The 17758-nt window shown below is 68.8% G+C and carries 16 protein-coding genes; 13 read left to right on the forward strand and 3 right to left on the reverse strand.

Annotated features, from left to right (window positions below):
- Positions 1–83: 83 nt before the first annotated feature.
- The 12 genes from NVV99_RS12360 (at position 84) to NVV99_RS12415 (ending at position 11302) form a co-directional block, all read left to right on the forward strand.
- Complete coding sequence (locus NVV99_RS12360) at positions 84–1427, forward strand: M20 family metallopeptidase (protein ID WP_024103350.1); 1344 nt, start codon at positions 84–86, stop codon at positions 1425–1427.
- Complete coding sequence (locus tag NVV99_RS12365) at positions 1427–2380, forward strand: 3-carboxyethylcatechol 2,3-dioxygenase (protein WP_024103351.1); 954 nt, start codon at positions 1427–1429, stop codon at positions 2378–2380. The genes NVV99_RS12360 and NVV99_RS12365 overlap by 1 nt, the downstream gene beginning before the upstream one ends.
- 35 nt (positions 2381–2415) lie before the next feature.
- Positions 2416–3288 (forward strand): alpha/beta fold hydrolase, encoded by an 873-nt coding sequence (locus NVV99_RS12370; RefSeq protein WP_024103352.1) that lies wholly within the window; start codon positions 2416–2418, stop codon positions 3286–3288.
- 79 nt (positions 3289–3367) lie between these two features.
- Positions 3368–4315 (forward strand): 2-hydroxyacid dehydrogenase, encoded by a 948-nt coding sequence (locus NVV99_RS12375; protein WP_024103353.1) that lies wholly within the window; start codon positions 3368–3370, stop codon positions 4313–4315.
- 192 nt (positions 4316–4507) lie between these two features.
- Positions 4508–5488 carry an ABC transporter substrate-binding protein gene (locus NVV99_RS12380; protein WP_024103354.1) on the forward strand — a complete coding sequence of 327 codons (981 nt, stop codon included), beginning with the start codon at positions 4508–4510 and terminating at the stop codon, positions 5486–5488.
- The gene (locus NVV99_RS12385) at positions 5485–6294 is read left to right on the forward strand and encodes an ABC transporter ATP-binding protein (protein ID WP_005517218.1); all 810 of its coding nucleotides are present in this window, start codon (positions 5485–5487) and stop codon (positions 6292–6294) included. The genes NVV99_RS12380 and NVV99_RS12385 overlap by 4 nt, the downstream gene beginning before the upstream one ends.
- Positions 6291–7124, forward strand: a complete 834-nt coding sequence (locus NVV99_RS12390; protein ID WP_024103355.1) for an ABC transporter permease — start codon at positions 6291–6293, stop codon at positions 7122–7124. Before NVV99_RS12385 ends, NVV99_RS12390 begins: the two co-directional genes overlap by 4 nt.
- 32 nt (positions 7125–7156) lie before the next feature.
- On the forward strand, positions 7157–7939 hold the full coding sequence (locus NVV99_RS12395) for a class II aldolase/adducin family protein (protein WP_024103356.1): 783 nt from the start codon (positions 7157–7159) through the stop codon (positions 7937–7939).
- Between the two features lie 160 nt (positions 7940–8099).
- Positions 8100–9104 (forward strand): NAD(P)/FAD-dependent oxidoreductase, encoded by a 1005-nt coding sequence (locus tag NVV99_RS12400; RefSeq protein WP_024103357.1) that lies wholly within the window; start codon positions 8100–8102, stop codon positions 9102–9104.
- 3 nt (positions 9105–9107) lie between these two features.
- Entirely contained in the window at positions 9108–9428 is a 321-nt protein-coding gene (locus NVV99_RS12405) for a DUF362 domain-containing protein (protein WP_005517222.1), read from the forward strand.
- Positions 9428–10279, forward strand: a complete 852-nt coding sequence (locus tag NVV99_RS12410) for an alpha/beta fold hydrolase (RefSeq protein ID WP_024103358.1) — start codon at positions 9428–9430, stop codon at positions 10277–10279. Before NVV99_RS12405 ends, NVV99_RS12410 begins: the two co-directional genes overlap by 1 nt.
- A gap of 138 nt (positions 10280–10417) precedes the next feature.
- A complete protein-coding gene (locus tag NVV99_RS12415; RefSeq protein WP_024103359.1) occupies positions 10418–11302 on the forward strand; it encodes an IclR family transcriptional regulator in 885 nt (294 codons plus the stop codon).
- Positions 11303–11311: 9 nt separating this feature from the next.
- On the opposite strand, the gene NVV99_RS12420 is transcribed toward NVV99_RS12415, so the two are convergent.
- Positions 11312–12817, reverse strand: a complete 1506-nt coding sequence (locus NVV99_RS12420) for an AMP-binding protein (protein WP_024103360.1) — start codon at positions 12815–12817, stop codon at positions 11312–11314.
- Positions 12818–12851: 34 nt separating this feature from the next.
- Positions 12852–13799, reverse strand: a complete 948-nt coding sequence (locus tag NVV99_RS12425; RefSeq protein WP_024103361.1) for a zinc-binding dehydrogenase — start codon at positions 13797–13799, stop codon at positions 12852–12854.
- Between the two features lie 226 nt (positions 13800–14025).
- Here NVV99_RS12425 and NVV99_RS12430 point away from each other — a divergent pair, with 226 nt between their 5' ends.
- A complete protein-coding gene (locus tag NVV99_RS12430; RefSeq protein ID WP_024103362.1) occupies positions 14026–15228 on the forward strand; it encodes an IS110 family transposase in 1203 nt (400 codons plus the stop codon).
- Positions 15229–15303: 75 nt separating this feature from the next.
- Here the strand turns inward: NVV99_RS12430 and NVV99_RS12435 are convergent, their stop codons facing one another.
- The gene (locus tag NVV99_RS12435) at positions 15304–17643 is read right to left on the reverse strand and encodes a CoA transferase (RefSeq protein ID WP_024103363.1); all 2340 of its coding nucleotides are present in this window, start codon (positions 17641–17643) and stop codon (positions 15304–15306) included.
- Positions 17644–17758 lie beyond the last annotated feature (115 nt).

A 17758-nucleotide genomic window follows, 5' to 3' on the forward strand; every position in this document is an offset into this window, starting at 1 on the left:
GGAGTCCTGCTCGCCGTGGGTGCGCGGCCGGCTTGGCGCTTCGTCGCGGCCCGCAGCAATACCCAGGTACACCAGGTCAACTCGTGACCTCCGGGACCGCCGACCCTCTCGCCGGTCTCGACGAACAGCGCCGCCGCTGGGTCGAGAGGGCATGGGGCGAGGTGGATCGCGAGCGATTGCGCGAGCTGACGGTCGGGCTGGTGGACATCGCGAGCCCGACCGGCGACGAGGCACCGCTCGCCCGACACATCACGGACACGTTGGCGACTGGCGGGGTCGAGGCGCACACGATGTACCTCGACGACCGGCAGGCGAACTCGTGGGCCCGGGTGCGCGGCACCGGCACCGGTCCGGACCTGATGTTGTACGCGCCGATCGACACGGTCACGAGCGGGGACGCCGCCGAGGACGTGCCGTGGGCCGCGGAGACGCTGCGACCGGATCTGCGCGCCGAGGCCGCCGTCGACGGCGACTACGTCATCGGTCTGGGGGCGTCGAATCCGAAGGGGCACGCGGCCTGCGTCATAGCCGCTGTGGAGGCGATCCGGGCCGCGGAGATCCCGCTGGCAGGCGACCTACTGGCCGGCTTCGGCGCCGGCGGCATGCCGACCAACGCTCGGCCGGGCGTGGGTAATCCGCGCACGAACACCGGCCAGGGAGTCGGTTGCTCGTTCCTGCTCGAGCAGGGCGTGTGGCCGGATTTCGCACTCATCGCGAAGCCGGGCTGGACGGTGTCGTGGGAGGAGGTGGGGCTCGCGTGGTTCGAGATCACCGTGCACGGCACCCACACCTACGTCGGTTCGCGGCACCGGTTGCCCTACCGGAATCCGGTCGCGCTGGCCGGTGCGGTGGCGCTGCAGCTCGAGGAGTGGTTCCCGCAGTACTCGCACCGGCACGGGGACGGGCTGGTGCTGCCGCAGGGGATGGTCGCGAACATCCGAGGTGGTTGGGAGCGCACCGCGTCCTTCACGCCGGGACAGGTGCGGATGACGGTGGATCTGCGGCTGAGCCCGCGGACCACACCGTCGGCGGCCGGGCGCGAACTGACGGAAGCGGTACGGACCATCGCCGCCGATCTGGACGCGCGGATCGATGTCGAACGAATCCTGGCGATCCCGGGAGAGTCGTCAGACGAGCAGATGTGGCTGTGTCGCAGCGCGATCCAGGCATGGGAGGCGTTCGAGGGCGGTCCGCACGACGGGGTGCACGACGCCAGTGGCGCGACCGACGCGAACATCCTGCGCGGCCGCGGAATTCCGACCGTGCGGGTCGGTATGCCGAAGGTGGTCGACGCCCCGTTCGAGGTCGACTTCGCGATGGGCATGAACACCGTGGACCTGCGCGAGGCGGAACGCCTCACGCGCTACCTGATCCGGGTTGCCGTCGACACCGTGACCCGGTCTCTCGAGGAAGTGGGGATCGACTGATGGCGAAACTGGTGCTGGGGGTGGGTGCATCGCACAGCACCCTCATGAACACGCACTGGGAGGAGACGACGCACAAGGCGGAGGCCGAGCGGTTCCGCGCCGCGCTGGGGGCGGCGCGCGACCGCATCGCCGCCGCGCGACCCGACGTCGTCGTCCTGCTAGGATCCAACCACTTTCGCGGTTTCTGGCTCGACCTGATCCCCCCGTTCACGCTCGGGGTCGGGGAGTGCATCGCGAGCGGGGAGTCGGGCACGCCGAAAGGCCCGCAGAACGTCGATGTCGACCTCGCCCGCCACCTCGCCGACGAGGTGGTGGAGGGCGGAAGGTTCGATCTGGCGTTCTCGGCGCGTCTGCAGATCGATCACGGACAGTCGCACGCGATCCAGTACCTGCTGGCCGGGCTCGACGTCCCGATCGTCCCGCTCGTGGTCAACGTGTTCGCGCCTCCTCTGCCGACGTTCGGGCGGTGCGAAGGGCTCGCCCTGGCACTGCGCGACGCGATCGCGTCGTACCCCGGCGATACGCGGGTGGCCGTCATCGCCTCGGGCGGGCTGTCACACCGGCTGCCGTGGCCGGACTGGCGGGATCCGCACGGCGAGGACGAGGACTTCATGGTCCAGGCCTGGCTCGACGGTCGCGAGAACTGGTCCGACTACGACGTCCGCCGGCGCCAGATCATCCGGGCCGCCGAGGCTGCGATCTCACCCGAGTTCGACGACCGGATTCTCGACCTGTTCGCCGTCGGCAAGGCCGGTGAACTCGCGGGCTACACGAGCGCGGCCATCGAAGCCGAGGCGGGCAACGGTGCCCAGGAACTGCGCACCTGGCTGATGATGGCCGCGATGATGGACTACATCCCCGCCGAACGGCTTGCCTACGAGTCGGTTCCGGAATGGCTGACCGGTATGGGCGTCGTCGTCCTGGATCCCGCGGCGGCACCGGCGGCGCACTGACTTCCCCTCCCATCTCTTCTGCAAAGGACACACTCATGACAATCTGGAACGAACTGGCCGGCATCGACTTCGCGGTCAAGACCGTCGACGCCGCGGGCATCCCCACCCGATCGCTGCAGGCCGGCTCCGGTGACGAGGCCGTGGTGTTCCTGCACGGCACCAGCGGCCACCTCGAGGCGTTCGCGCGGAACATCGCGGTACACGCCGCGCACTACGAGTGCCACGCCATCGACATGCTCGGCCACGGTTACACCGGAAAGCCGGACTACGCGTACGAGATCCCCCGATACGTCGAGCATCTCGTGAACTACCTCGACGCCGTCGGACTCGACAAGGTTCATCTGGTGGGCGAGTCACTCGGCGGATGGGTCGCTGCCCACCTGGCCAGCGAACAGCCGGAGAGGGTGCTGTCGCTGCAGCTGCTCGCGGCCGGTGGCACCGTCGCCAACCCGGAGATCATGGAGCGCATCCGCACCTCGACGACCAAGGCGGTGCAGAGCGACAACGTCGAGTTGACCCGGGCACGCCTGCGGCTGCTCATGCACGATCCCGTCGATGCCACCGAGGAACTCGTCGAGGCGCGGCACCGGATCTACCACCAGCCGGATTTCGTCGCGAACATCCACAACCTGCTGTCTCTGCAGGACATGGAGACCCGTCAGCGAAACCTGCTGCGTCCCGATCGTCTCGCCCGTATCCAGGCCCCCACCCTGGTGGTGTGGGGGCACGAGAATCCGTTCGGTGACGTGCCGGAGGCCAAGAAGATGGCGGAGGACATCCCCGGCGCGCAGCTGCAGCTCTACCCCGAGTGCGGCCACTGGCCGCAGCACGAGCAGGCGGCACTGTACAACCCGCTGAGCCTCGAGTTCCTGGCGAAGGCGTCCGCGCACGCGCGCAGCGTCGCCTGAGTCGACTTCCCGCAACACAGTTCGTGGAACCGGCCGCGCATCGTGCGGCGGGCTCCACGCATCGAGAGGACGGTGTGCGATGCGGACACTGCTGTTGGCGCCGGACGAGCGTGACCTCCTCGGTGGTCTGCTGCGCGGTGCCGCCCCCGGTGTCGAGGTGATCCGACCGGTCACCCGATCCCGGGACGAGCTGCGTGCCCTGCTGCCCGACGTCGACATCGTGGTCGGGGATTGGAGCGGTCGATTGCCCTTGGGCGCAGCGGAAGCCGAGATCGGTGGGCATCTGCGGCTGCTTCAGCAACCGGGCGTCGGTGTGAACTGGATCGACGTGGACGCGTGGCGGCAGGCGGGGGTGCCGGTCGCCAACACCCCCGGCGCCAACGCGGCCTCGGTGGCGGAGTGGGCCGTCGTCGCGACCGCGAGCCTGAGTCGGTCGATGGGATGGGCGCACGACCGGCTCCGCGCCGGGGACTGGCCGCAGGAGCGGATCCTGGACCACGACTGTCGCGACCTCGGTGAGCGCCGGGTGGGGATCGTCGGGTTCGGGGACATCGGCCGTCGGTGCGTAGGTCTGTTCGCGGCGTTCGGCTGCGAGGTCGCGTACACCGCACGCCGCCCGAGGTCCGACGCGTCGGCGCGGCATCTCCCGTTCGACGACCTGCTCGCGGTGTCGGACGTCCTCGTGCTCGCGGTGCCGTTGACGCCGTCGACCCGCGGACTGATCGGTGCGTCCGAGCTGGCCCGGCTGCCGGAGGGAGCGATCGTCGTGAACGTCGCCCGCGGCCCGGTCGTCCGGACGGATGCGTTGGTGGCCGGGTTGCGCTCCGGACGTCTGGGCGGGGCGGCGCTGGACGTCTTCGATCGCGAACCGCTGGCAGCGGACAGCGAGCTGCGCCGGCTCGACCGGGTCCTGCTCAGTCCGCACGTCGCGGGTGGTAGCGCCACCGCGCGGCGCCGGATCTACGAGATGACGGCGGCCAACGTCGCCCGCGTGTGCCACGGCGGCGCCCCCGAATGGACGCTGTGACCACGTCGAGTTTGTTTCCTTCGTATTTCGAACAATCCTCTCGGACCAGGTGCGATGTTGCGCGCCGGTAAGTTATCCGGCCCCGGTCCGCACGATGGACCGCGTTGGTTTTCGCCGCTGCCCCCCGCCGTTAGGTTTCTTCACCACGACCCCGCAAATGCGGCGCAGATCACGGAACGAAGGTGTGCACACATGGCCTGGCGATCGACATTCGGCAAGGTGACCCTTGCATCAGCAGCACTTGTTCTCACGGTTGCCGCGGGGGCGTGCAGCCGGCCCGCAACGCAGAGCACGGCCGACAGCGGCGGTGGCCCGCTCCGGATCGCGGTGGGCATCGACGCGTCCTACGCGCCGTTCTTTGTGGCCGATCAGGAGGGGATGTTCGCGGACGAGGGTCTCGACGTCCAACTGGTCCAGTTCGGCCGTGGCGGCGAGGCTGTCGATGCACTGGCCACCGGTCAGGTCCAGGTGGCGGGCAGCTCCGACACCACGACCATCGCCCAGCTGCGACAGAATCCGTCGCTGCGGGCCATGTACTCGTACGAGGTCTCCGGCGACTACATCAAGGTCGTCCTGCGCAACGGAGTCGACACTGCGGCCGGTATCGAGAAGATGGGTATCGTTCCCGGGCTGAGCCAGATCTCGACGGACAAGTACCTCGAGGCGAACGGAATCGCCCCGGGCGCGGTCGAGATGGTCTCGGCCACACCGACAGACATGCCCGCGCTCCTCAGTCGCGGCGACATCGACGGCTACGTGCTGTGGGAGCCGTGGCCGGCCACCGCGCTGTCGCAGGGCAGCGGGCACGTCGTTGCCGTCACCGGTGACTACGACTGGCTCTACCACCACTGGGCCATCACGACGGCCCCCTGGCTGGAGCAGAACGAGGACACCGCCCGCAAGATCGCCAAGGTGCTCGCCCAGGCGAGCGAACGGGTCGAGTCCGACCCGCAGACGGCGGCAGCCGCGACCAAGAAGGCCGTCAACGTGGCCGAGGACCAGACCGTCACGGCAGTTAGCGAAATCGATTTCGGTGTCGAGAATCTCACCGACAAGGACGTGGAGTCCGCACAGTCGATCGTCGACTTCTACAAGAAGATCGGCGTTCTCTCCGAGCAGCCCGACCTCACCTCGACGATGCTGCTCGATTGGTACCAGGAGGACAAGCAGTGACAGCGACAACCACCACCAAGGGCGTCCCGATCGACGTCCGCGATCTCGGCATCAGTTTCGGTGCCGCCGAGATCGTCTCGGGCATCGGCCTCGACGTTCGACCGGGCGAGTTCGTGTGCCTGCTCGGTCCGAGCGGATGCGGCAAGTCGACCTTGCTCTCGGCGATGGCGGGATTCGTGAAGCCGTCCGCCGGCGAGATCGTGTGCGACGGTGACGAGGTCTACGGGAGCAACCCGCACGCGGGCATGGTCTTCCAGAGCTCGGAGGCCCTCTTCGAGTGGATGACCGTGAGCCAGAACGTGGCGTACGGACCGCGTATGCACGGCGCGGACAAGGCGGCCCAGGCGCGGATCGCCGCCGAGTATCTCGCGATGGTCGGCCTGCCGCACGCCGGTGACAAGTTCCCGGCCCAGCTCTCGGGCGGTATGCGTCAGCGCGTGCAGATCGCGCGCGTCCTCGCGAACCAGCCGTCGCTCGTGCTGATGGACGAGCCGTTCGGTGCGCTCGACGCCCAGACCCGTCAGGTCCTGCAGACCGAACTCGACAAGATCTGGCGGCACACCGGCTGCACCGTCGTCTTCGTCACGCACGACATTGACGAGGCGCTCACCCTGGCGGATCGCGTGGTCGTCATGTCGGCCGGACCGAAAGCGCGCATCAAGAGCATCTACGAGGTGGATGCGCCGCGACCGCGCGATCGTGCCCACCCCGAGGTGATCGATCTATACGAGCAACTGCGGGACGACATCCGCGCCGAGGTCGTGGCGTCGCTGCGCAACCAGGGCATCGAGGAGGACCAGCTGTGACCGCCGTAGCCGACACCCCCACCACCGTGCGCGCCGCGCGCACATCCCGCACCCGCCGTCGCGGTGCCGGCGCATCCACCGTCGCCGCTCGCACCGCACTCCTGGGGATCGCGTCCGCCGCGATCGGTCTGGCGGTGTGGTCGTTCCTGGCCTGGTGGTACGGACCCACCACCATCGCCTCCCCGGTCGAGGTATGGGCGGCGGCAAAGGAACTGGCCGAGAGCGGCGTGCTGTGGACGTCGATCTGGGCGTCCGCGCAGCGCATCCTCATCGGCTGGAGCCTCGGTGTCGTGATCGGTGCGCCGATCGGCATCCTGATGGGTCGCGTGAACATCGTGCGACAGCTGCTCGACCCGTACATCGAGTTCTTCCGCTTCATCCCGCCGATCGCATTCGTGACGCTGGCGGTGGTGTGGTTCGGCATCGGTGAGACGTCCAAGGTCGTACTGATCTTCTACACCTCGGTCTTCATCGTCACCGTCAGCACGATCGCCGCCACGGTCTCGATCAGCGACAACAAACTGCAGGCCGCGACGAACCTGGGGGCGGGCAAGCTGCAGCTCATGAAGACGGTGGTGCTGCCGTCGTCGGTGCCCGGCATCATCACCGGTGCCCGCCTCGCGATGGGCAACAGCTTCCTGACGATCGTCTCCGCCGAGATCGTCGCCGCCGACCACGGCATCGGATCGATGATCTGGCAGGCGCGCAACTACGGCCGCATCGACTGGACCTTCGTAGGCATCATCGTGCTGGGCATCATGGGCTTCGTGTTCGACCGGATCCTGCGCCTGCTCTCGACGCGGTACCTCGCCCGCTACGGCGTCAAGTAGACCACGCCATCCGTCGAACCAGAAGGGACACAATGACTCACGCACCCACCATCGCAGAGTTGGCCGGGATCCCCGGACGACCCGAGTCGGACGACGTCGAGAGCGAACGACGACGCCGCAAGATCGCCGTGATCGGCGGCTACCGGATCCTCTCGCGCTTCGGTCTGGACGAGGGCATCTCGGGGCACATTACGGCCCGCGACCCGGAGCGTCCCGACACGTTCTGGACGGCGCCGTTCGGCCGGCACTTCTCCCAGGTCCGGCCGGACGAGTTGCTGCACGTCGATTCCGAGGGCACCATCCTGTCGGGCGACGGGCCGCTCAACCGGGCCGCGTTCGTCATCCACTCCAAGGTGCACGCGGCGCGACCCGACGTCGTCGGTGCCGTGCACGCGCACGGGCTCCAGGGCAAGGCGTTCTCGTCGCTGCACCGTCTGCTGAGCCCGATCACGCAGGACGCCTGCGCCTTCTACGACGACCACTCGATCTACGACGAGTACCACGGTGTCGCGCTCGACGAGGAGGAAGGACTGCGCATCGCGGCCGCGCTGGGGTCTGGCAAGGCGGTCGTCCTGAGCAATCACGGGCACCTCACGGTCGGCACATCGGTCGAGAGTGCCGTGTGGTGGTACGTGTCGATGGAGCGATCGATGCAGGCCGAGCTCGCGGCTCGTGCCGCGGGGGATCCTGTTGCGCTGCAACACGACGTCGCCCTGCAGACGTACGAGGCCGTCGGCACCGAGAAGGTGGGCTGGTTCGCGTACTCGACCATCATCCAGAAGATCGCCGTCGAGGAACCCCACATCTTCGGCTGACCTCGCGGCGCCCCGTGCGGCGGGCTCACCGGCAGACCTCCCCTTCGCCGGTGGGCCCGCCTTTCGGCGTGTGTGCGCACCGGTGATTCGGACCGAACACAGTCTGCTGACCGGACCGGTTTCATATGCCAAGGGCACCAACGTCATTAGCGTTGCCGACATGAACGCTTCGTCCAACGTCCCGACCGAACTCGAGGTCGACATCCTGATCATCGGCGCCGGCCCGGCGGGTCTCTACGGCGCGTACTACGCCGGCTTCCGTGGCCTCCGGGTGGCCGTGCTGGACGCGCTGTCCGAGCCCGGCGGTCAGGTGAGCGCGATGTACCCGGAGAAGGCCATCCTCGACATCGCCGGATTTCCGTCCGTGAAGGGGCGCGATCTGATCGACGGGCTGCTCGAGCAGGCCGCGCCGTACGATCCGCTGTACCTGCTCGGGGAGCAGGCGCAGACCCTGGCGCACCTCGCGGACGGTCGCGCCGTCGTCGGAACGAGCAAGGGCCGCGAGGTCACTGCGGGAGCCGTGATCGTCACCGGCGGCATCGGCACCTTCACACCCCGCCCGCTCGCCGAGGGACTCGACTTCCTCGATCGCGGGCTCAGCTACTTCGTCCCGGATTTGTCGGCCCACGCCGGCAAGGACGTCGTGATCGTCGGGGGCGGCGACAGCGCCTTCGACTGGGCGGTTCACCTCGAGCCCATCGCGTCGTCGGTGACGCTCGTGCACCGCCGCGACAAGTTCCGTGCTCACGCGGCGACGGTCACGAAGGTTCGGCAGAGCAGTGTGCGGATGATCGTCAACGCCGACGTGTCCGCGGTCCGCGGCAACGGCTGGATCTCCGAGGTCGACGTCGTACACAAGCTCGAGAAGAGCACCAGCACCTTGCCCGCACAGTCCATCATCGCCGCGCTCGGCTTCACCGCGGATCTGGGACCACTCACCGAGTGGGGACTCGAGATCGACTCGCGCCACATCGTCGTGAACACCCGCATGGAGACCACCGTCCCGCGCGTGTACGCCGCCGGCGACATCACCGACTACCCCGGCAAGGTCCGACTCATCGCGGTCGGCTTCGGAGAGGCCGCGACGGCGGTCAACAACGCGGCCGCGGTGATCGACCCCGACGCGGAGATCTTCCCCGGACATTCCACCGAACAGGAGGGCTGAACAATGGCATTCGTCATCGGCGAGGCATGCATCGACTACATGGACCGGTCCTGCATGGAGGAGTGCCCGGTCGACTGCATCTACGAGGGGGAGCGCAAGCTCTACATCAATCCGAACGAGTGCATCGACTGCGGTGCATGCGAACTCGCGTGCCCGGTCGAGGCGATCACTGTGGATCGCAAGGCCGATCCCGAGTTCAAGGAGGACGCCAAGCGGTTCTTCCTGGAGATCCTGCCGACCCGGGCCGAGCCCGTCGGCAATCCGGGTGGCGCCGCCAAGATCGATGTGATCGGCGTCGACACCCCGATGGTGGCGGCGTACTGATGGGCGTGCGGTTCGGTTACGCGGACACCTCGTTCGGCCAGTTGCACTACGCCGAGCAGGGGCGGGGGCCGGTGATACTGCTGCTGCACCAGACTCCGCGCTCGTGGGACGAGTTCCGGGAGCTGATTCCGTTGCTGGCGAGCAACTTCCGGGTGATCGCGATGGACATGGTGGGCTTCGGTGCGAGCGCGTCGCTTCCCGCCCCGCAGACCATCGAGGACTTCGCGAAGGGGGCGTGGGAGCTGCTCGACGCCCTGGGCGTCGACCGGGCCACCGTGCTGGGGCACCACACTGGTGCGGCCGTGGCGCTCGAGATGGCGGCGGCGGACGGTGGACGACTCGACGCGGTCGTGCTGTCGTCGTGCCCGTGGGCGGACGCCGAGTACCGCGCCGGTCACACGGGCGCGGGCGGGGTGGACTGCGCCGAGCGCGTCCCGGACGGCGCCCACCTGCGGGTGCTGTGGGATCTGCGTCGTCCGTACTATCCGGACCCCGTCACCGACCTGCTGGACCGGTTCGTTCACGACGCTCTCTCGTTCGGGGTGGACCCGGCCGAGGGACACCGTGCGTGCGGTCGGTACCGGATGGAGGATCGGATCGGCTCCGTCACGGTGCCGGTTCTGCTGATCGGTGCGGGTGCCGACCCCTTCTCGATGCCGGCCCTCCCGAAGTTGCGAACCGGTCTGACGGCCGCACCGTCGGTGACGCAGGTCGTGATCGAGGACGGCACCGTGGCCCTCGTCGAACGGCACGCGGATCGGGTCGCGACAGCGGTGTGCGAGTTTCTGGCGAATGTGAACACCACCGCCCCGCCGGTGACGGCGGACACCCTGGTCGCGCGGCATTTGTAAACTCTGTGAAACCGGTCCGCTGGACGGAACGTGTGACGTGCGTCTCGGGACTTCGGTCCCTAGCGTCAGTGGCACCGACAGGGTTACACCGCTCGGGCCTCCGAGTCGGAGAGAACCCCAGAGTGTTAGGAGGCCGCAGTGACGACAGCGATGCAGCGATCGGTCGATCTCGGTTCGGTGGTGCCGATCCAGGCGGCGCGAGGACAGGGCGGTGAGATGTCGTCGGTGCTGGGAAAGACCCGCTCGATCCTCGACGCCTTCGACAGCGACCACAGCGATCTCTCGCTCACCGAACTGACGCGCCGCAGTCGGGTCGCGAAGGCCACGGTGCACCGTCTCGCGGGGGAATTGGTCGAGTGGGGTCTGCTCGAGCGGGCCGGCACGAAGTACCGCCTGGGGTTGCGTCTGTTCGAGCTGGGGCAGCTGGTGCCCCGGCAACGGATCCTCCGTGACGCGGCGCTCCCGTACATGGAGGACCTGCTGCTCGCGACACAGGAAACCGTGCACTTCGCGGTGCGCGACGGCATCGACGTCCTCTACATCGAGAAGATCATCGGCCACCGCGGGCTCAACCAGCAGTCCCGCGTCGCGGGCCGACTCCCGTTGTACTGCACGGCCACCGGGAAGATGATCCTGGCGTTCTCGCCGCAGTCGGTGTTCGACGAGGTGGTCGAGCAGGGCTTCACCGCGCTCACCGCGCGGACGACGATGTCGGTGTCGGTCCTGCGTCAGCAGCTCGACCGGATGCGCAAGGAACAGCTAGCGGTCGAGGTCGAGGAGACACGCCTCGGCTACATGAGCGTCGCGGTCCCGGTCTTCAGTGGTCCCACCACGATCGCCGGGGCGCTGTCGGTGACAGGTCCGACGGTCCGGCTCAACGTCAGCCGGGTGACCGGTGCGCTGCGTACGGCGGGGATGGGTATCAGCCGCGCCCTGCACGCGATGAAGTGCACGCATTCGCCTGCCGACCAGGCGATGGCCTGCAGCCCCACGATGTGTTCGTTCAACGGTTGCGGTAAGTAGGTGACGCGGTCAGCGGCCGGGAGCGATCCCGGCCGCTTCCGCGTCCCACGTGTTCGGCCCGACGCCGCGTTCCCGCAGTGCCGCCTTGCGTACCTTGCCCGTCTCCGTGAGCGGTAGCGCCTCCACGACGTCGATGTACCGGGGAAGGGCGAAGTACGCGAGAAGGGGCTCGGCGAACCGGCACAGCTCGGCGGGTTCGACGCGGTGCCCGGGCCGGACGACGACCGCCGCCATCACCTCGTCCTCGGCCAACTGCGACGGCACCGGGAACACCGCCACCTGCGCAACCGCAGGATGCTGCGCGAGCACGTCCTCGACCTCGGTCGACGAAATGTTCTCCCCGCGCCGCCGGATCACGTCCTTGATCCGGTCGACGAACCGGAACCAGCCGTCGGCCTCCCGCACCACGCGGTCGCCCGTGGCCAGCCATGCTCCGGGCGCAGCGGGCGGGTCACCGAGGTAGCCGAGTGCGAAGGCGCCGTCGAGTTCGGTGCGCACCAGCAGTTCGCCGGCGATGCCGTCCGGGACGGGGCCCCCGGCCGGGTCGACGACGAGCGCGTCGTATCCCGGCATGACCGTGCCGAGGTAGCCCGCGCGCCGGTCACCGGGAACGGTCCCGAGCACCAGATTGGTCTCGGTGGTTCCGAATCCGTCGATCAGCTCGACACCGAACCGTTCCCGGAACGGCCGCCACAGCCGCTCGGGTGTCGCGGGGGAGAGCGCACGGGTCGCCCGATGTGCGCGATCGTGTGGGGACGGCGGACGACCGGCGAGCATGGCGACCATCGCGCCGAGCAGATACACGACGGTCGCGTCGGCGTCGGCGACGCGGCGCCAGTACTCCCGCACCGAGAAGTGCCGGCCGAGAACGAAGGTGCCGCCCGTCACCACGGCCTGGAAGAACGCATTGATGGCGTTGGTGTGGAACAGCGGCAACCCGTTGTAGAGCACGTCGTCCGGGCCGAGGCCGAGTGAAGCGCCCACACCCTTTCCCCACCACAGGAACTGTGCGTGCGGGCACTCCACGCCTTTCGGCATCCCCGTGGTGCCGGAGGTGAACAGCACTGCCGCGGGGGTGAGGGCCGACAGCCCTTCGGCCGGTGGCAACGGCCGCGAATTCGGTTGCGGCGCCCGTTCGGTGCCGACGATCCACAGCTCGCCTCGGAAGCCCGCTCCCTCGACGCGGGCGACGTACTCGGGTTCAACCAGTACGTGCCGGGCACCCGACACCGCGAGGACATGACGCAGCGCGTCGCCGCGGAAGGCGGTGTTCAGCGGCACCGCGACGGCGCCGAGCCAGGCGCACCCGAGGATCAGATCGATCGCCTCGACGCGGTTCGTGGTCATCGCGGCGACGGGATCACCACGCCGGATCCCGCGACGTGCGAGCGACCCGGCCATGGCGCCCGCGCGGTCCACCAGTTCGCGGTAGGTCACTCGCACGTCGCCCGCCCGCAGCGCGGTGTGGCCTCCGCGCCGGGCGGCACGGTCGAGGAGCAGCGCCGGGATCGTCATCGGGCCCGGCAGCGGCAGTGCCCCGGTCACATGGTCACGGGACGACGACGGCACGGCCGGCGACCTTGCCCTCGCGCATCAGATGCAACGCGTCGGCGATGTCGTCGAGCGGGAACTGCTGGACCGCGAGGCGGATGTCGCCGGCCACGAGGCGGGCGATCATGTCGGGGGCGAGCTCGGCTTGGCGGGCGGTCTTGCGAATCATGTTGACGGGCAGGATCGCAACGTCACTGAGCAGCCAGTTCGGCAGGTCGATCGTGAGCTGCGTGCCGAGGGTGTAGCCGATCAGTGCGGCTCGCCCGCCCGGCACGACACGGGCGAGAAGGTGCGGCAACGCGTCCCCGCCGAGCGTGTCGATCAGGACGTCCGCGACCGGATCCGGACCGAGCGCATCAGCCACCTCCGCGCCGCGCCCGACGACCGGCCGGACGCCCTCCGGCAGCAGCGCGACCTGATCCTCGCGGGGCACCACCCCGATCACTTCGGACGCCCCCGCCAGCTGTGCGAACTGGGCGGCCATCGCCCCCACCGCACCGGAGGCTCCCGCGACGATCACGCGTTCGCCCACTCGGACGTCGGCAACATCGTGAACGGCGACGTAGCCGGTGGTGCTCGGCAGCAGGAAGGTCGCCGCGACCGCGGGGTCGAGTCCCGAATCGAACGGCGTGAACGCCTTGTCCGAGGCCACCACGAACTCGGCCCAGCAGCCGTTCTTGAACAAACCGACGCCGCCGCCGCGCACCAGGACCGGGGTCCCGGGCTCGAAGGTGTCGGACTCGACGACGGTGCCGGCACCGTCCGTGCCACCGATGTGCGGCAGTCGAGGACGGACGTCGAAGTTGCCGCTCGCGACCGTCATGTCGAGGTGACCGAGTGCGGCCGCATCGATCCGGACGAGGGTCTGGCCGGCTTCCCGGGCGGGCACGTCGACGTCGTCGACCACGGGGGCCTGTCCGAAACTGTGGAGCCGGGCGGCGCGCATGGTTCTCCCTAAGTTTGTAGGTGTCTGGGGTTGGTGCCCTGGATGCCCAGAGCGGTGGGGTGTAGTTGATGGTTTTCTGCTTCGGTCGAGGCTCGGAAGGACTGGCTGCCCCGCCGCGCTGGACGCCTCCGGCTGCTGATTGAGAGCTTGTTGCGGATCGTCGCTGTTTAGGGATCTGTCGGCGGGGTTGTCCACGGGCACGAACTGCGAGGTCAGGAGCACGCAGATGACAACTCGGCCAGAGATATGGGTCGGGATCGACGTCGGCAAGACAGCGCATCACGCGTGCGCCGTCGACAATGCAGGCACGACGGTCTTCAGCCAGAAGGTCGACAACGACCAGGCCGCGATCGAAGCGGTGATCGCCCGCGCCGGCCGGATCGGCGATCAGGTGCGGTGGGCGATCGATCTGACCAGCCCGATGGCACTGCTGCTGATCAGCGTGTTGCTCGCCGCCGACCAGACGGTGACCTATGTGCCCGGCCGGGTGGTCAACACGATGACCCACGGATTCCGCGGCGAAGCGAAAACCGATGCCAAGGACGCGAAGGTGATCGCCGAGACCGCCCGCCTGCGCCGAGACCTGAACCAGGTCACCATGCCCGACGAACTGGTGGTCGGACTGACCCAACTGACCGGCTACCGCACCGACCTGATAGCCGACTGGGTCGCCGGAATCAACCGGCTGCGGTCGCTGCTCGGATCGATCTTCCCGGCACTGGAAGCCGCGTTCGACTACTCGACCCGCACTCCACTGATCCTGGTCGCCGGTATGTGCACCCCCACCGAGATCCGCGATGCCGGAACGGTAGGGGTCACAACACATCTTGCTGACCACGGCGCCTGGAAGCCGGCCATCGCGAAAACCGCGGCCACGGCGGTCGAGGCGGCGCAGCGGCAGACGCTGACCCTGCCGGGCGAAGCCGACACCGCGATGCTGATCAAGCGCATCGCCCGCAAGCTCCTCGATCTCGATCGCGAGATCAAGGACACCGACAAGCTCATCACCACCCGATTCCGACAGCACCCGGGGGCGCGGATCATCGAATCCCTGCCCGGCATGGGACCGGGACTGGGCGCCGAGTTTGTTGTCGGCACCGGGGGCGATCTGGCCGGCTTCGCCAGCGCTGGACGCTTGGCGTCCTACGCCGGGCTGGTACCCGTTCCCCGTGATTCCGGTCGGGTCGCCGGGAACCTGCGCCGCCCGAAACGCTACAACCGGCGCATGCGCAGGGTGTTCTACATGGCAGCCCTGTTCAGTCTGCGGTACGAGAACGGGCCGTCGCGGCGGTTCTACGACCGTAAACGCGGCGAACGGCAGATTCATACCCAAGCCCTACTGGCCCTGGCTCGGCGCCTGGTCGATGTCCTGTGGGCACTGCTGCGTGACGGCCGAGAATTCAGCGTCGACCATCCCGCTGTGGCTTGACACCATCATTGAGAGTCCTTCTTGGATCTTTCGAGCAGTGAACCGGTCGGCGGACCGGGTGGATCGGACGTCGGGTCAGGTCAGCACGCCGTCGGCGCGCAGGCGGGCGATGGTCTCCGGCGGGTACCCGGCGACGTCGCGCAGCACGTCGTCGGTGTCCGCGCCGAGCAGGGGCGCCGCACGGCGGACGGTCACCGCGGCGCCCACCCGCACCGGTGCGCCCTCGTGCAGGAAGCGACCGACCTTGGGATGGTCGCCGGGAACGTAGTACCCGCGTGCCCGCAGGTGTGGGTCGCTGTCGACCAGGTCGCGGCCGTTCTGGACGACACCGGCGGGAACTCCGGCGGACTGGAGGCCGTCGGCGACCGTCTCGGCGGGCAGGGGTGCCGTCCACGCCGCGATCGCGTCGGCGATCTCGGTTCCATGTTCGCGGCGTCCCGCCGCGGTGCGGAACCTGTCGTCGTCGGCCCAGTCGGGACGTCCGAGCACGTCGCACAGGTGTCGCCAGTCGGTGTCGTCGCGAATGGCGATTGCGCACCAGCGGTCCGGGCCGAGACATCGGAAGACCCCGTGCGGCGACATCGTGGGGTGCGAGTTGCCGATCGGGACCGGGAATCGTCCGGTGCCGGTCGCCTGCACGACGCTGGTGCCCATGTGCGAGGCCATGGCCTCCAACTGCGACAGGTCGACGTGCTGGCCCCGGCCTGTGCGGTCCCGGTGCTCGAGTGCGGCGAGGACGGCGGTCGCGGCCTGCAGTCCCGCCACGATGTCGCCGTGCCCGTAGATCACGCCCACCACCTGGTCGCTGTTCCAGCCGGTGAGGGCAGTCAAGCCCGTTGCGGCGGAGACGATGTCGGCGTACGACACCCAGCCGCTGCGCGGTCCGGTGTGGCCCATGCCGGACATCGAGACGTACACGATGTCGGGGCGCAGTTCGCGCAGTCGCTCGTACCCGAAGCCCATCTTCTCCATGACGGTGGAACTGAAGTTCTCCACGACGACGTCGCTCTGCGCGATCAGGTCGGCGAGGACCTCGAGGCCGGCGGGGGAGCGGGTGTCGAGGGTGATGCTGCGCTTGTTGCGGTTGACGTCATTGAAGTACCCGCTCGTGTCCGGGTCGTCGTGCGGTCCGCGGGACAGGTGCATGAACGGCGCGAACCGCGTCGGATCCGGCCGGCCGAGCGACTCGACCTTGACGACGTCGGCGCCGTGATCGGCGAGGATGCGGGTGCAATATGGCCCGGCGAGCACCCAGGTCAGGTCGAGCACTCTGATGCCGTCGAGCGGCAGGGTGCTCGAATTCTGCTCGGGCGCCGAATCTTCTGGTACCCGACAGTCGTCGAGCAGGGCTTGGTGCTCACCCGGCTCCGCCACCACGAGATCCCGGGCGCGCGCCCCCTCGGGGAACGCGAACCCGAAGCCGAGATCGCGGGTCACGCCGTCGGGTGAGACCACGTCGACGAAGAAGTCTCGGTCGTTCAGCTGCGGGTTGACGAGCAACTCGTCCGGCCGGTCGACGGCCGACCACGGCAGCTTGCGCGACTGTGCCGCGACCGCGAACTCCTCCTTCGTCCACTTGTCGAGGAAACGCTGTACCACCTCGAAGACGTGTTCCTGGTGACGCTTTCGCTCCACCGGATCGCCCCAGCGGGGGTCGGTGAGGTCGTCGGCCGCGCCTTCCTCGACGAGCCACGCCAGCAGCGCGTCCCACATGCGGGGGCTGCCGCCCAGCCCGCCGCCCAGGAAGCCGTCGGCGGCACGGAACAACCCGTGCGGCACCAGCGGGTGCACCCGTCCGGGGCGCGGCGGCACCCGGTCCTCGTGCAGATACGCGAGCGTCCCCGCCTCGAGGCTCGCGGCGACGCACTCCTGAGCGGAGACGTCGATCGCCGGTACCGGGCCGAGTCGACGCGCGCGCAGACCGAGCAGTGCGCCGATCGCGGCGTTCACGCCCGCCAGCTGCTCGGCCTGTCCCTCGGGAAGCAGCAGAGGAGGGCCTTCCGGGTCGCCCACCTGGGCCAGCATGCCACCGAGTGCGGCGACGGTGAGATCCGTTGCCGCCCAACTCTTGCGCGGTCCGTCGACGCCGAACGGGGTCACCCGCACATGGACGGTCGAATCGGCGGGCACCGAGACCGGTTCGGCGCCCGGGGCGCTGCCGTCGAGGAAGACGTCCGATGCGGCGACCAACCGTGCGAGATCACCGCGTCCGGCGTCCGACCCGAGATCGAGTACGACGGATTTCTTGCCGGCGTGCCAGTGGCCGTACGCGTGCCCACCGAACTCGTGCCGGCTGGGATCGCCGTCGGCCGGTTCGACGAGCACGATGTCGTAGCCGAGGCCGACGAGGATCCGTCCGGCGAAGCGGGTGAAGGGGCTCGAGAGTTCGACCACCCGGATTGCGGATTCGACCACGGCTGCTCCAATCGGTGACGCGGGTTCTTCGGTGAGTGCGCCGACACTATGGCGATGCCGGGCCCCGGGAAACGATTCCGTTCTGCTGACCGAACCGGGCGCGATCCGGCCGGCA

Source organism: Rhodococcus sp. PAE-6, from assembly GCF_025290685.1.
In the GTDB taxonomy this organism is placed as follows: domain Bacteria; phylum Actinomycetota; class Actinomycetes; order Mycobacteriales; family Mycobacteriaceae; genus Rhodococcus; species Rhodococcus pyridinivorans.

Excerpts from the sequence above, each read along its gene's own strand:
- NVV99_RS12365 (WP_024103351.1), top strand. The coding sequence starts at position 1,427 with ATGGCGAAACTGGTGCTGGGGGTGGGTGCATCGCACAGCACCCTCATG.
- NVV99_RS12370 (WP_024103352.1), top strand. The coding sequence starts at position 2,416 with ATGACAATCTGGAACGAACTGGCCGGCATCGACTTCGCGGTCAAGACC.
- NVV99_RS12375 (WP_024103353.1), top strand. The coding sequence starts at position 3,368 with ATGCGGACACTGCTGTTGGCGCCGGACGAGCGTGACCTCCTCGGTGGT.
- NVV99_RS12380 (WP_024103354.1), top strand. The coding sequence starts at position 4,508 with ATGGCCTGGCGATCGACATTCGGCAAGGTGACCCTTGCATCAGCAGCA.
- NVV99_RS12395 (WP_024103356.1), top strand. The coding sequence starts at position 7,157 with ATGACTCACGCACCCACCATCGCAGAGTTGGCCGGGATCCCCGGACGA.
- NVV99_RS12400 (WP_024103357.1), top strand. The coding sequence starts at position 8,100 with ATGAACGCTTCGTCCAACGTCCCGACCGAACTCGAGGTCGACATCCTG.
- NVV99_RS12405 (WP_005517222.1), top strand. The coding sequence starts at position 9,108 with ATGGCATTCGTCATCGGCGAGGCATGCATCGACTACATGGACCGGTCC.
- NVV99_RS12410 (WP_024103358.1), top strand. The coding sequence starts at position 9,428 with ATGGGCGTGCGGTTCGGTTACGCGGACACCTCGTTCGGCCAGTTGCAC.
- NVV99_RS12420 (WP_024103360.1), bottom strand. The coding sequence starts at position 12,817 with ATGACGATCCCGGCGCTGCTCCTCGACCGTGCCGCCCGGCGCGGAGGC.
- NVV99_RS12425 (WP_024103361.1), bottom strand. The coding sequence starts at position 13,799 with ATGCGCGCCGCCCGGCTCCACAGTTTCGGACAGGCCCCCGTGGTCGAC.
- NVV99_RS12430 (WP_024103362.1), top strand. The coding sequence starts at position 14,026 with ATGACAACTCGGCCAGAGATATGGGTCGGGATCGACGTCGGCAAGACA.